At 68.7% G+C, this 13,302-nt stretch carries 14 protein-coding genes; 2 read left to right on the plus strand and 12 right to left on the minus strand.

The window, feature by feature from the left end; all coding sequences use genetic code 11:
• Window positions 1–14: 14 nt before the first annotated feature.
• The 7 genes from A5709_RS06360 to A5709_RS06390 form a co-directional block, all read right to left on the minus strand.
• The gene (locus tag A5709_RS06360) at window positions 15–704 is read right to left on the minus strand and encodes a dTMP kinase (protein WP_068118867.1); all 690 of its coding nucleotides are present in this window, start codon (window positions 702–704) and stop codon (window positions 15–17) included.
• A 92-nt stretch (window positions 705–796) separates the two neighbouring features.
• Window positions 797–2,269 (minus strand): adenosylhomocysteinase, encoded by a 1,473-nt coding sequence (gene ahcY / locus A5709_RS06365; protein ID WP_068012607.1) that lies wholly within the window; start codon window positions 2,267–2,269, stop codon window positions 797–799.
• 99 nt (window positions 2,270–2,368) lie between these two features.
• Complete coding sequence (locus A5709_RS06370) at window positions 2,369–2,965, minus strand: TetR family transcriptional regulator (protein WP_156673457.1); 597 nt, start codon at window positions 2,963–2,965, stop codon at window positions 2,369–2,371.
• Window positions 2,966–3,033: 68 nt separating this feature from the next.
• A complete protein-coding gene (locus A5709_RS06375; RefSeq protein WP_066956259.1) occupies window positions 3,034–3,216 on the minus strand; it encodes a rubredoxin in 183 nt (60 codons plus the stop codon).
• A complete protein-coding gene (locus tag A5709_RS06380) occupies window positions 3,213–3,440 on the minus strand; it encodes a rubredoxin (protein ID WP_067947642.1) in 228 nt (75 codons plus the stop codon). The genes A5709_RS06375 and A5709_RS06380 overlap by 4 nt, the downstream gene beginning before the upstream one ends.
• Entirely contained in the window at window positions 3,437–4,678 is a 1,242-nt protein-coding gene (locus A5709_RS06385; RefSeq protein ID WP_068012608.1) for an alkane 1-monooxygenase, read from the minus strand. Before A5709_RS06385 ends, A5709_RS06380 begins: the two co-directional genes overlap by 4 nt.
• A 101-nt stretch (window positions 4,679–4,779) precedes the next feature.
• On the minus strand, window positions 4,780–6,288 hold the full coding sequence (locus tag A5709_RS06390) for an APC family permease (RefSeq protein WP_067947640.1): 1,509 nt from the start codon (window positions 6,286–6,288) through the stop codon (window positions 4,780–4,782).
• A gap of 99 nt (window positions 6,289–6,387) precedes the next feature.
• Between A5709_RS06390 and A5709_RS06395 the strand changes: the two genes are divergently transcribed.
• Window positions 6,388–7,764 (plus strand): NAD(P)/FAD-dependent oxidoreductase, encoded by a 1,377-nt coding sequence (locus A5709_RS06395; RefSeq protein ID WP_197520093.1) that lies wholly within the window; start codon window positions 6,388–6,390, stop codon window positions 7,762–7,764.
• On the opposite strand, the gene manA is transcribed toward A5709_RS06395, so the two are convergent.
• The 4 genes from manA to A5709_RS06415 form a co-directional block, all read right to left on the minus strand.
• Window positions 7,742–8,968, minus strand: coding sequence for a mannose-6-phosphate isomerase, class I (gene manA, locus A5709_RS06400; protein WP_067947638.1), 1,227 nt, complete (start codon window positions 8,966–8,968; stop codon window positions 7,742–7,744). The two genes, A5709_RS06395 and manA, sit on opposite strands and share 23 nt — an antisense overlap.
• A gap of 8 nt (window positions 8,969–8,976) precedes the next feature.
• Window positions 8,977–10,077 (minus strand): TobH protein, encoded by a 1,101-nt coding sequence (locus A5709_RS06405; RefSeq protein WP_067947637.1) that lies wholly within the window; start codon window positions 10,075–10,077, stop codon window positions 8,977–8,979.
• Window positions 10,074–11,471 (minus strand): phosphomannomutase/phosphoglucomutase, encoded by a 1,398-nt coding sequence (locus A5709_RS06410; protein ID WP_068118872.1) that lies wholly within the window; start codon window positions 11,469–11,471, stop codon window positions 10,074–10,076. The genes A5709_RS06405 and A5709_RS06410 overlap by 4 nt, the downstream gene beginning before the upstream one ends.
• A gap of 121 nt (window positions 11,472–11,592) precedes the next feature.
• Complete coding sequence (locus tag A5709_RS06415) at window positions 11,593–12,030, minus strand: DUF3499 domain-containing protein (RefSeq protein WP_197520090.1); 438 nt, start codon at window positions 12,028–12,030, stop codon at window positions 11,593–11,595.
• 173 nt (window positions 12,031–12,203) lie between these two features.
• Here A5709_RS06415 and A5709_RS06420 point away from each other — a divergent pair, with 173 nt between their 5' ends.
• Window positions 12,204–12,626: a metallopeptidase family protein gene (locus A5709_RS06420; protein WP_007168084.1), complete on the plus strand. Its 423-nt coding sequence runs from the start codon at window positions 12,204–12,206 to the stop codon at window positions 12,624–12,626.
• Window positions 12,627–12,639: 13 nt separating this feature from the next.
• Here A5709_RS06420 and A5709_RS06425 read toward each other — a convergent pair whose 3' ends face one another.
• Window positions 12,640–12,978 (minus strand): WhiB family transcriptional regulator, encoded by a 339-nt coding sequence (locus A5709_RS06425; RefSeq protein ID WP_067950190.1) that lies wholly within the window; start codon window positions 12,976–12,978, stop codon window positions 12,640–12,642.
• Between the last annotated feature and the right edge of the window lie 324 nt (window positions 12,979–13,302).

A 13,302-nucleotide genomic window follows, 5' to 3' on the forward strand; every position in this document is an offset into this window, starting at 1 on the left:
GGATGCAAATTCGGTCAAATTCCCGTGCTCGAGGCCCCCGCCGTGCCCTTCCGGGCGGTTGCGGGGACCTCTTTGGCGCCGGTGAGGGTGGCGGCCAGCCGGTCCGGGTCGACTTCCGCGTCGGCGACCAGCCAGGGTCCCCCCCAGCCCGCGGCGGCCAGTTCGGCGTAGACGGCGCCCGTGCGCAGCTGCAGCTCGTGGTCGCGTTCGTAGCTGTCGCGCGGCCGCCCCGGGTCGGACTGCGCCCGGCTGCGGGCGCGCTGCCCGGCCAGCTCGGCCGGCACCGCGAGCAGCACCTGCCAGTCGGGGGCGGGCAGCCCGAGCCGCCGGTACTCCAGCTCGAGCACCCAGGCGGCCGCCGCCCCGCCCGCGTCCTCGTGCAGGCGCGCGGCGCTGTAGGCCGCGTTGGATGCGACGTAGCGATCCATGATGACCACGTCGTGGTCGCGGCGCAGGGCCTCGATGTCCTCGACGGCGCCGGCCCGGTCGAGCGCGAACAGCAACGCCATCGCATACACCGACGACGCGAGATCACCGTGCTGGCCGTGCAGGGCCTCGGCCGCGACGTCGGCGGTCACCGATTTCCCGTAGCGCGGGAACGCCACGATCGCCACCGACTTTCCGGCCGCCTCGAAGGCTCTGCGCAGTCCGTCGGACAGCGTCCGCTTGCCCGCGCCGTCCACTCCCTCGATCGCGATCAGCACGGCGCCGAGCCTATCGGGCCGACGAGCGTGAAGTTATTTTCACACTCGCTGCCGAGCGTGAAACTAGTTTCACGTTCGGCAGCGGGGCACCCTCAGTAGCGGTAGTGGTCGGCCTTGTAGGGGCCGTCAACGTCGACGCCGATGTACTCGGCCTGCTCCTTGGTGAGCTTGGTCAGCTTGCCGCCGAGCGCCTCGACGTGGATGCGGGCCACCTTCTCGTCGAGGTGCTTGGGCAGCCGGTAGACCTCGTTGTCGTACTCGTCGTTCTTGGTCCACAGCTCGATCTGGGCGATCACCTGGTTGGAGAAGCTGTTGCTCATGACGAACGACGGGTGGCCGGTCGCGTTACCCAGGTTCAGCAGCCGCCCCTCGGAGAGCAGGATGATCGACTTGCCGCTGTCTTTGAACGTCCACACGTCCACCTGCGGGCGGATGTTGGTCTTCGTGGCGCCGGACTTTTCGAGCTGCGCGACCTGGATCTCGTTGTCGAAGTGCCCGATGTTGCCCAGCACCGCGTAGTCCTTCATCGCCTTCATGTGCTCGAGGGTGATGATGTCCTTGTTACCGGTGGCGGTGATGACGATGTCCGCCTCGCCGATCGCGTCCTCGACCGTCGCGACGTCGTAGCCCTCCATCAGGGCCTGCAGCGCGTTGATCGGGTCGATCTCGGTGACGACGACGCGCGCCCCCTGGCCCTTGACCGACTCCGCGCAGCCCTTGCCCACGTCGCCGTAGCCGCAGACCAGCACCTTCTTGCCGCCGATCAGGACGTCGGTGCCGCGGTTGATCCCGTCGATCAGGGAGTGCCGGCAGCCGTACTTGTTGTCGAACTTGGACTTGGTCACCGAGTCGTTGACGTTGATCGCCGGGAAGGCCAGGTCGCCGGCCGCGGCGAACTGGTACAGGCGCAGCACGCCGGTGGTGGTTTCCTCGGTGACGCCCTTGACCGACTCGGAGATCTTGGTCCACTTGTCCTTGTCGGTCTCGAAGCGCTTGCGCAGCAGCTCCAGGAAGACCTTCCACTCGGTGGGGTCGTCGTCCTCCGCCGGGGGCACCACGCCGGCCTTCTCGTACTGCGCGCCGCGCAGCACCAGCATGGTGGCGTCGCCGCCGTCGTCGAGGATCATGTTGGCCGGCTCGTCGGGCCAGGTCAGCATCTGCTCGGCGGCCCACCAGTACTCCTCCAGCGTCTCGCCCTTCCAGGCGAACACCGGGACGCCCTTGGGCTCCTCGGGCGTGCCGTGGGGGCCGACGACCACTGCGGCGGCGGCGTGGTCCTGGGTGGAGAAGATGTTGCACGACGCCCACCGGACCTGCGCGCCCAGCGAGACGAGGGTCTCGATGAGGACCGCGGTCTGCACCGTCATGTGCAGCGAGCCCGAGACCCGCGCCCCCTTGAGCGGTTGCACTTCGGCGTACTCGCGGCGCAGCGACATCAGACCCGGCATCTCCTGCTCGGAGAGCTCGATGTCCCGGCGACCATAGTCCGCCAACGACAGGTCGGCGACCTTGAAATCGATGCCGTTGCGGACGTCGGCGGTCAGCGAACTTTCGGTCGTCGTCATAAATCTCATTCCTTCTGCGGCTTAGGGTCCAAGAGGATTACTTAGCTTAGGTATGCGCTCTTGCGCCACTGTAGTCGGCGGCCGCGGGGGCAGCAGGCGTCAGGGCACGTTGACGACGCCGTGACGTTCCGCGAACGGCGTCATCAGCCGGGCCAGGTCCGCCGCGACGTCGTGGTCGGCCTCGGGCGGCATCGACACGTAGCTCATCGCCAGTCGCACGATGGCCCGCGCGAGCACGCCGGCGTCCTCGTCACTGGTGGCCACCCAGCTTTGGGTGAATGCCGCACTCAGCCGTTCGGACGCCCGCGTGATGATGGGTCCGCTGTCGGTGGTGATGATCTGCAGCAGGTCCGGCTTGGCGACACCGGTCAGCAGGGAGATCACCAACGGGTCGGCCGCCGACTCCGCGAAGAAGGCGCGAAAGCCTTGCAGGAACGCTTCGTAGATGTTGCCGACGTTGGCGTCGATCGCTGCCCCGACCGCGTCGACCAGGCGATCGGCCAGGCGCAGGGCGTAACCCTGCGCCAGGCCCTGCCGCGAGCCGAACTCGTTGTAGATGGTCTGCCGGCTGATGCCCGCCGCGCGGGCCACGTCCGAGAGCGTGATGGCCGACCAGTCGCGGGTGCCCAGCAGCTCGCGCATGGCGTCCAGCACCGAGTCGCGCAACAGGACGCGCGACGCCTCGGGGTACGGCATCCGCTTCACAGGCGCGACAATAGCCGCTTTCGCGACGGTTTCCGGTTCTTCGATCGCATTCGTGGCGATCACGAACGGGCGATCTCCACCATCTCGAAGTCGGATTTCGCGGCGCCGCAATCCGGGCAGCTCCAGTCCTCCGGGATGTCGTCCCAGCGGGTCCCGGGGGCGATGCCGTCTTCCGGCCAGCCCTTGGCCTCGTCGTACTCGAAGCCGCACTGCACGCAGATGAAGAGCTTGTAGTCGGTCACTGATTCACTCCTATCCAATTGTCCGGCTCCTCCTCACCCGCTTGCGCGGCTGCATCGTCGCCGGACGACGTCTCGAAGTCGGCCTTCTCGCGCACCGCGCAATCGGGGCAGCACCAGTCGTCGGGGATGTCGCTGAAGGGCGTGCCCGCGGGAAAGCCCTCCCGCGGGGCGCCTTTCGCCTCGTCGTAGATGTAGTCGCAACCTGGGCAGCGGTAGGCGATCATGCCGGCACCCCGTAGCGCGCCAGCACCTTGCCGCGCATCCGCGGGTGGATGTTGACCTTGGTGATGTCGCCGTCGTAGTGCTCCAGCACCCGGTGGTCCATCACCTTGCGCCACAGCGGCGGGATGTAGGTCAGCGAAATCATCGATGCGTACCCGCTCGGCAGGTTGGGCGCGCCCTCCATGCTGCGCAGCGTCTGGTAGCGGCGCGTGGGGTTGGCGTGGTGATCGCTGTGCCGCTGCAGGTGGTAGAGGAACAGGTTGGTGACGATGTGGTCGGAATTCCAGCTGTGCACCGGAGCGCAGCGCTCGTAACGACCGTTGCCACTCTTCTGCCGCAGCAGCCCGTAGTGCTCCAGGTAGTTGACGGCCTCCAGCAGGCTGAAGCCGAAGACGGCCTGGATGATCACGAACGGGATCAGCGCCGGGCCGAAGACCGCGATCAACACCCCCCACAACACCACCGACATGAGCCAGGCGTTCAGCACGTCGTTGGACAGATATGTCTTGGGGTTCCACGGACTGCTCCCCTGCCGGCGGATTCGCTGGGCCTCCAGCCGCAGCGACGAGCGCAGGCTGCCGAACACGCTGCGCGGCAAGAACTCCCAGAACGTCTCCCCGAAGCGGGCCGACGCGGGGTCTTCCGGCGTGGACACCCGCACGTGGTGGCCGCGGTTGTGCTCGATGTAGAAGTGGCCGTAGCAGGTCTGCGCCAGGGTGATCTTGGACAGCCACCGCTCCAGCGCGTCCTTCTTGTGCCCCATCTCGTGGGCGGTGTTGATGCCCACGCCGCCGAGGACGCCGACCGACAGCGCCAGGCCCAGCTTGCCCGCCCAGCCCAGCGCGCCGTCAAAGCCGAGCCAGTGCAGGTTCGAGGCGGTGAACAGGTAGGCGCCGAAGACCACGCTGAGGTATTGGAACGGAACGTAGATATAGGTGCAGTAGCGGTAGTACTTGTCGTTCTCCAGCTGCTCCATCACCTCGTCGGGCGGGTTCTGCCCGTCGGGCCCGAACCGCAGGTCCAGGATCGGCAGCAGGATGTAGAGCAGGATCGGCCCGATCCACAGCGGCACCTGCGCGGCGGCGTGCCAGCCGAGCTGGTTGAGGCCCCAGACGATCGGCAGCATGACGAACAGCGCCGTCGGGGCGATCAGACCCATCAGCCAGAGGCGCCGCTTTTTGTCCCGCCAGACAGGCGGCTCGGCCGCTTCGGGCGTCACCTGCGGTTCCAGTGTGGTCATATGCCAAACCTCCTTGTGAGTCACACCACGTTGGAGATTGACAATATCGCCATATGCGTCTCGTGTCTAGACACCAGACGTACTTTTGTAAAGCAATCCGCCTAGGGCACGGTGTCCGGTTCGGCGCCCGCGGGCGCTTCGACCCCCTCCGACTCGCGGCGGCCCTGGACCGAGTGCCGGTATCCGTAGCCGACGTAGATCGCCGTTCCCACCACCAGCCAGACGCCGAACCGCACCCACGTCAGCGCGGTGAGGTTGAGCATCAGCCACACGCACGCGCAGATCGAGGCGATCGGCAGGACCGGGACCCAGGGGGCCCGGAAGCCGCGCTCGAGGTCCGGGCGGGTGCGGCGCAGCACCATGACGCCGGCCGAGACCAGGATGAACGCGAACAGCGTCCCGACGTTGACCATCTCCTCGAGCTTGGCGATCGGGAACACCGACGCCGTGAGGGCCACCACCAGCGCGACGAGCACGGTGATCCGCACCGGGGTGCCGCGCGTGCCGGTCTTCGCCAGCTGCCGCGGCAACAGCCCGTCGCGCGCCATCGCGAACAGCACCCGGCACTGGCCGAGCATCAACACCATCACCACGGTGGTCAGCCCGGCCAGCGCCCCGATCGCGATGATCTTGCTGGCCCAGTGGATTCCGTTCTCCGTGAACGCCGTGGCCAGGTTCGCCGGCTTGTGGCCGGGGAGGGTCTTGAGCTGGGTGTAGGAGACCATCCCGGACAGCACCACCGAGACGGCCACGTAGAGCACGGTCACGATCGCCAGCGACGCCAGGATTCCCCGCGGGACGTCGCGCTGCGGCCGCTTGGTCTCCTCGGCCATGGTGGCGACGATGTCGAACCCGATGAACGCGAAGAACACGATCGATGCGCCGGCCAGCACGCCGTACCAGCCGTAGTGGCTGCTGTGCGCGCCGGTCATCAGCGAGAGCACCGACTGGTTCACACCCGAGGCCTCGTGCCCGGCTTCGGGCTTGGGAATGAACGGCGAAAAGTTGGAGGTCTTGATGTAGAAGGCGCCGACGACGACGACCAACAGCACCACCGAGACCTTGATGCCGGTGATGATGGCGGAGAACCTCGACGACAGCTTGGTCCCCAGGGCGATCAGGGTGGCCACCCCGGCGACGATCAGCAGCGCGCCCCAGTCCAGGTCGAAAGACCCGAGGCTGGTTGTGCCGCCGGCGAATCCGAACACGTTACCCAGGTAGCTCGACCAGCCCTTGGCGACGACGGCCGCGCCGATCGCCAGCTCCAGCAGCAGATTCCAGCCGATGATCCAGGCCAGAAACTCCCCGAAGGTGGCATACGAGAAGGTGTAGGCGCTGCCCGCGACGGGCAGCGTCGAGGCGAACTCCGCGTAACACAGTGCCGCCAACGCGCAGGTGACCGCGGCGATGATGAACGAAATCCAGATCGCGGGCCCGGTGATGTCGCCGGTCGTCGACGCGGTCACGGTGAAGATTCCGGCGCCGATCACCACGGCGACCCCGAAAACGACCAGGTCGAACCAGGTCAGCTCCTTGCGAAGCCGGGTGTCTGGCTCGTCGGTGTCGGCGATCGATTGTTCGACCGACTTCATGCGCCATCGGTTGGCCATCCGCCGCCCTTTCCCATTCACTGGGACCCATTGGTCCGTGACAGTACTGGGTACTCTGCCGAGATGCCGGACACCAAAGCAAACACCAGGGACCATGCTGTGGTCATCGGGGGCAGCATCGCCGGACTGTGCGCCGCGCGGGTGCTCTCGGATGCGTATTCGCGCGTCACCGTCTACGAACGCGACGACCTGCCGAGCACACCGACGAACCGCACGACGGTCCCGCAGGACCGGCACCTGCACATGCTGATGGCCCGCGGCGCAATGGAGTTCGAGAGCCTGTTCCCCGGGCTGCTGCAGGACATGGTGGCCGCGGGCGTGCCCATGCTGGAGAACCGGCCCGACTGCATCCACCTCGGCGCCGCCGGCCACGTGCTCGGCACCGGGCACACCCTGCGCGACGAATTCACCGCGTACGTGCCCAGCCGACCGCACCTCGAGTGGCAGCTGCGCAAACGCGTCCGCGACACCGACAACGTCGCGATGATGCGCCGCTCCGTGGCCGAACCGCGGTTCGACCCGGCGCGCCAGCGGGTGACCGGGGTGCTGCTGGACCCCGTCGACGGCGGGGACCCGGAATTCGTCGCCGCGGACCTCGTCGTCGACGCGGCGGGCCGGGGCACCCGGCTGCCGACGTGGCTGACGCAGTGGGGATATGAGCGGCCGAGGGAAGACCTCCTCGACATCGGCATCTACTACGCGACCCAGCAGTTCCGCATCCCCGACGGTCTCATCGCCGAGAAGGTGGTGGTCGCCGGCGCCTCGCACGACAAGTCGCTGGGGCTGGGCATGCTGTGTTACGAGGACGGGACCTGGGTGCTGACCACCTTCGGGGTGGCCAGCGTCAAACCGCCGCAGACCTTTCCCGAGATGCTGGAACTGGCTGAGGAGCTGGTCCCGCCCCATGTGAGCGCGGCGCTGAAGCAGGCCGACCCGATCGGGGAGCCGGCCTTCCACGCCTTCCCGGCCAGCAAGTGGCGCCGCTACGACAAGCTGGACCGCCTACCGGCAGGCATCATCCCCCTCGGCGACGCCGTCGCCAGCTTCAACCCCACCTTCGGGCAGGGCATGACGATGACCTCACTGCAGGCGGGTCACCTGCGCCGCGCCCTGCAACTGCCGGACGACGAGGTGGCCGCCGCGCTGAACCGAGCGACGGCCAAGAGCACGTTTCCGGTGTGGACGATGAACGCGATCGGCGACGTCACCTTCCACCACGCCGACACCAAGGGGCCCATCCCGTGGTGGTGGCGGCCCTCCGGCGCGCTGTTCGACCAGTTCCTGGGGGCCGCCGAAACCGATCCGGTTCTGGCGGAATGGTTTTTGCGCCGCTTCTCGCTACTCGACAGCCTCTATATGGTTCCGCCGCCGCGCATCGTCGGCCGGACCATCGCCCACAACCTGCGGCTGTGGCTGGGCGAGCGCCGTCAGGCCGCGAAGGACCGGCGGGCCGTTACAGCCCTACAGTCGCCCTGAACAGCTTGCTGGGCTCGCGCGCGACCAGTCGGATCGGGGCGTCGTCGGCCGCCACCCAGGCGGCCATCCCCCGTTGCAGCGTCAGCGATCCGGACTTGCCGTGCACGGTCGTGCAGCCCTCGGTGCACAGCAGAATCTGCGGACCCTCGTGGCTGCACGAGGCGTCGACCTCGTGGCCCAGATAGTCGCCGTCGAGCTCCAGCAACGCGACCGCGAACTCGTCGGCCGGGGTCTCGTAGATCAGGCCGAAGCCCTCGCGGTGAACGGGTGCTCGCACCTCCGCCTCGGTGGTCGGCGCGAAGTCGAGCACCCGCAGCAGCTCGGGGACGTCGACGTGCTTGGGGGTCAGGCCGCCCCGTAACACGTTGTCGGAGTTGGCCATGACCTCGACGGCGAAACCCCGCAGGTAGGTGTGCAGGCTGCCGGCCGACACGAAGATCGCCTCGCCCGGGGCCAGGGTGATGCGGTTCAGCAACAGGGCCGCCAGCACCCCGGCGTCGCCCGGATAGCGTTCCCCCAGCTCCAGCACCGTCTTGACCTCGCCGGCGAATTCCGTTGCGCCCGAGCTGATGTACTGGATGGCACCGTCCAGCACGGCCGGCACCAGCACGTCGATGTCGGGCTGCGGTGCGGTGATCCAGGTGGTGAACAGCGCGCGCAGTCCGTCGGCGTCGGACTGGTCGTTGAGCAACTCGATGTAGGGGTCGAGGTCGGAGACGGCCAGGGCCCGCAGCAGCTCGACGGTGCGCGACGCCGGCCGGAATCCGGCCAGCGCCTCGAACGGCTGCAGCGCCACCAGCAGCTCGGGTTTGTGAGAGGTGTCGCGGTAGTTGCGCACCGGGGAGGACAGCGGAATGCCCAGCCGCTCCTCACGCAGGTAACCCTCGGCCGCCTGCGCCGCGCTCGGGTGGGCCTGCAGGGACAGCGGCTCGTCGGCCGCGAGGACCTTGACCAGAAACGGCAGCACGTCACCGAACCGGGCGCGCGCCCCCGGGCCGAGCTGCCCCTCCGGGTCGGCGACCAGCGCGTCGAGCAGGGACTCCGCGCCCGCGCCGGTTTCCAGCCAGGCAGGGTCGCCCGGATGCGCGCCGAACCAGAGCTCGGCCTCCGGATGGGCGGCCGGAACCGAACGCCCGGTGAACTCCGCTATGGCGGTACGCGATCCCCAGGCGTAGGTCCTCAAGGCTCCGCGAAGCAGTTCCACTGTTCTATCTATCCCCGCACCAGTCGCGCGTAAACCGCGGCCATCTCCAGTCGAACGGCCAATACTGCCAGTTGCTGCTCGGCGCTGATGGCGCCACCCAACGCCGGCGCGACCGTCGAACCCGCCGAGCCGCCGGGACCGTCGGGCACGTCTTCGGCGGCCAGCAGATAGACGTCGTCGAGCCCCGCGGTCCGGGCCGCCACGATCGGCTGTTCGGCAGACAGGGTGAGGGCCAGCACCAGCGGGCGCGGGGCCAGCGGCCCGTCGATCTGTTCGTCGTGGAAAAGCGCCTCGGCGGGATCCAGGAAGCCGCCGGAGATCCCGGCGCGCAGCGCGACGACGGCGTCCGACAATCCGGTGGCGCCGACCACCTGGTGGGCGATGCGCAGCAGGACCGAGCTGCCGTGCCGGGCCAGCGCCAGCGTCGCGGCGCAGTCCCCGGCCAGCGCGACCTGTCGGTCGGCGATGCGCGCGGCGATTGTCTTGGCCGGGTTGGTGAACAGCTCACGGCCCGCGCTGTTGCGCAGCGCCTCGGCGTCCAACTGGTCGGCCAGCGCACCCAGGTCGATGCTGGGCCGCTGGTCCACGCTTTGCACGACGGCCAGGCCGGCGGCCAGGTAGCGGCACAACCCGAATTCGTCGGGGAGCGGAAGCCGTGGCGCCAGCACCGCGGCCCGGCCGGCCGTGGCATCCCGCAGCGGGCCCTCGTACGGCGCGACGACCACGACCCGCGCCCCGCGGCGCGCCCCGGTCGCGGCGGCGCTGACCAGCGCCGGGTCGCCGGGATCGTCGCCCGCGACGATCAGCACATCGAGCGGGCCGATCCACGGCGGAACCTCGGCGGTCTGCACGATCGGCTCGGACGCCGCACCGCCCACCGTCGCGGCCACCATGGCGCCGGCGGTTTCGGCCGCCCCGCGGCCGGCGACCCAGATCAGGCTGCGCGGTCGGTCGTCGGCCCGCAACGGGTCCAGCGCGCCCTCGTCGACGGCGGCGGAAATCGCGCGCACCTGCGCGCCGGCCGACGACGCCGAGCGCAGCAGGCCATCCCGGTCGGCGGCCAGCAGGCCCTCGGTGTCCTCCAGATCGATCGCCCGGACCGCGCTCACGGCGCGGCCCCGGCGGGCGCCGACTGCGCGCGGATCTGCGCGCTGATCTGGGCGACCACCGCGTCGACATCCTCGGCGCTGCGCGCCTCCACGTTGAGCCGCAGCAACGGCTCGGTGTTCGAGCTGCGCAGGTTGAACCAGCTGCCGTCGCCCAGGTCGACCGTCACCCCGTCCACGTGGTCGATGGAGTGGATCCGGCTGCCGAAGGACTTCAGCACCGCCTCCGTGCACAGCGCGGCGTCCGCCACCGTGAAGTTGATTTCGCCCGACGATTCGTAGCGCTGGTAGTCGGCGGTCAGCTCCGACAACGGCCGGTCCTGCTCGCCGAGGGCGGCCAGCACGTACAGCGCGGCGAGCATCCCGGAGTCCGCGCCCCAGAAGTCGCGGAAGTAATAGTGCGCGGAGTGTTCGCCGCCGAAGATGGCGCCAGTGTCGGCCATCATCGCCTTGATATAGGAGTGTCCGACGCGCGAGCGCAGCGGCGTGCCGCCGCGTTCGGTGACCAGCTCGGGCACGGCCCGCGACGTGATCACGTTGTGGATGATGGTGGCGCCGATCTCGCGGCCCAGTTCCCGGGCGGCCACCAGGCTGGTCACCGTCGAGGGCGACACCGGCCGGCCGCGTTCGTCGACGACGAAGCACCGGTCGGCGTCCCCGTCGAAGGCCAGCCCTATGTCCGCACCGACGGCGCCGACGTATTTCTGCAGGTCGACCAGGTTGGCCGGGTCGAGCGGGTTGGCCTCGTGATTGGGAAACGTGCCGTCGAGCTCGAAGTACAACGGCAGCAAGGTGATTGAGTCGATCGCGCCGAGCACCGCGGGCGCGGTGAGGCCGGCCATGCCGTTGCCGGCGTCCACGGCCACCCGCAAGGGACGCAGCCCCGAGGTGTTCACCAGCGAACGCAGGAACGTCCCGTAGTCGTCCAGCACGTCGCGGTCGGTGACGGTTCCGGGTGGTCCGTCATAGCGCTCGACGCCGGCGATGACGTCCTCGCTGATGATGCGCAGGCCGCTCTCGGCGCCGACCGGCTTGGCGGCCGCGCGGCACAGCTTGATGCCGTTGTAGGCCGCCGGGTTGTGGCTCGCGGTGAACATCGCGCCCGGGCAGTCCAGCGACCCGGAAGCGAAGTACAGCTGGTCGGTGGAGGACAGGCCGATCCGCACCACGTCCAGGCCCTGGCCCGTCACGCCCGACGCGAAGGCCGCGGCCAGCGTCGGCGAACTGTCGCGCATGTCGTGGCCGATCACCACCTGCCGGGCGCCCTCGCCGCGCATCAGCTTGGCGAAGGCCGCCCCCAAGGCGGTGACCAGCGGCTCATCCAGCTCCTCGCCGACCAGCCCGCGCACGTCATAAGCCTTGACGACGCGGTGCACGGTCGCGGCGAGCCGAGACATGCCGGGGCCTCCTGACGCCATGAAAATGCTTCGTTCCTTCGCCTGTTGGCCGTCAGCCTATCGGCCCCCGGGAAACACCGACCGCAGCGGTGTGCGGGGAATGCGCGCGACGCCGGAACGGCTAGTCACTGGGATCGGGCAGCACCCGCAGATGCCCGCGGCGCCGGCCGGATCGATGCTCGGGCGGCGCGAGCACACTGCTGCTGGGCGCGGTGGCCTGCGACCCGCCGTGATGGATGTGCGGGTCGGCGAAGCCGTTCACCGGGGCGTACGGCACGACGCGATCGCCACCTTCGCGCACCGCGTCGGCCAGGGCGACCAGGTCGTCCTCGTCAGGGTGGGCGGGCTCGGCAAGGAGGGGTCCGGCGTGGCGCACCAGATCCCACCCGCGGGGCGCGGTGATCCGGCCGGCATGTCCGACACACAGGTCCCAGGAATGCGGTTCCCGCGCGGTCGCCAACGGGCCGACGACTGCCGTCGAGTCCGAGTAGACGAACGTCAGGGTCGCCACGGCGTAGTGCGGGCACCCGGGCCGGCAACAGCGACGGGGAACGTTCACGAGCGAAAGGCTATCGTGCGGAAACGCCGTCGAAGCGCCGGACACGCGCAACCGGCCGACCCCCGATGTGCAACCGTTACCATCGGCGCGTGGGCGATTCGCGCAGCTCCCCGCGGAGGGATCGGTCCCAGGGCCGATTCGCTTCCCATCGGTCCTCCCGGCGGGGCCGCGATGTGCGCGGCCCACTGCTGCCGCCGACGGTGCCCGGCTGGCGCAGCCGGGCCGAGCGATTCGACATGGCGGTGCTGGAGGCCTACGAACCCATCGAGCGGCATTGGCAGGCCCGCCTGGCCGACCTCGACGTAGCGGTCGACGAGATTCCGCGCATCGCCGCCAAGGATCCCGACAGCGTGCAGTGGCCGCCGGAGGTGATCGCCGACGGGCCGATCCCGCTGGCACGACTGATCCCGGCCGGTGTCGACGTCCGCGGCAACGCCACGCGGGCGCGAATTGTCTTGTTTCGCAAGCCGATCGAGCGACGGGCCAAAGACACCGTCGAGCTCGGTGATTTACTGCACGAAATCTTGGTGGCCCAGGTGGCCATCTACCTTGATGTAGAGCCGTCGGTCATCGACCCGACGATCGACGACGAATGACGCTGGCGCGGCGTTAGATAATGCCGCGCTTGAGGCGGCGGCGCTCGCGCTCGGAGAGACCGCCCCAAATGCCGAAGCGCTCGTCATGCTCCAGGGCGTACTCCAGGCACTCGTGGCGTACCTCGCACCCCAGGCAGATCTTCTTCGCCTCCCGGGTGGAACCGCCCTTCTCCGGGAAGAAAGCCTCGGGATCCGTTTGGGCGCAAAGCGCCCGGTCCTGCCACTGGTCCGCAACAGGCGCCGGCATCGGCTCGGGCTCGAATGCGACTGGCGCATCAGGAACCACGGTCAGGTGCGGCCGAACGGGTCGGACCGGCGCTGAGACGATAGGGGTGTGCGGCGTGCTCGCCATGACTCCTCGAAGATGTTCGTAAGACATACGGTCGTCCGCCTCCTCATTTTGATTGGGAGAGTGAGTGGTTCCCACTTTTCTGATGTGTACAGACAATTCGAACAAGTGATCGAATCTCGGTCTGCGACACCGGAACCGGCCGGCCAACCGGGAAATGACACTGTTGTGATTAGACACGGGTTAATCTGCCGGGTCAAGCATTACGGCGCATTTCCATACCATCTCGTGACCGAATTACGGCGTTTCCGTTGTTTTGCGCATTCGGCGTGTCGATCACACCGCGCGCGACTACGCTTAAGGGCCGCGTAACGGCCCCGCCACCGC

The sequence above is a fragment of the Mycobacterium sp. E1386 genome (genome assembly GCF_001672745.1).
Classification (GTDB): domain Bacteria; phylum Actinomycetota; class Actinomycetes; order Mycobacteriales; family Mycobacteriaceae; genus Mycobacterium.

Bases quoted from the DNA above. Each gene is read 5' to 3' on its own strand.
- ahcY (WP_068012607.1), bottom strand. From the start codon at position 2,269: ATGACGACGACCGAAAGTTCGCTGACCGCCGACGTCCGCAACGGCATC.
- A5709_RS06370 (WP_156673457.1), bottom strand. From the start codon at position 2,965: ATGCCGTACCCCGAGGCGTCGCGCGTCCTGTTGCGCGACTCGGTGCTG.
- A5709_RS06380 (WP_067947642.1), bottom strand. From the start codon at position 3,440: ATGATCGCCTACCGCTGCCCAGGTTGCGACTACATCTACGACGAGGCG.
- A5709_RS06385 (WP_068012608.1), bottom strand. From the start codon at position 4,678: ATGACCACACTGGAACCGCAGGTGACGCCCGAAGCGGCCGAGCCGCCT.
- A5709_RS06390 (WP_067947640.1), bottom strand. From the start codon at position 6,288: ATGGCCAACCGATGGCGCATGAAGTCGGTCGAACAATCGATCGCCGAC.
- A5709_RS06410 (WP_068118872.1), bottom strand. From the start codon at position 11,471: ATGTCTCGGCTCGCCGCGACCGTGCACCGCGTCGTCAAGGCTTATGAC.
- A5709_RS06425 (WP_067950190.1), bottom strand. From the start codon at position 12,978: ATGGCGAGCACGCCGCACACCCCTATCGTCTCAGCGCCGGTCCGACCC.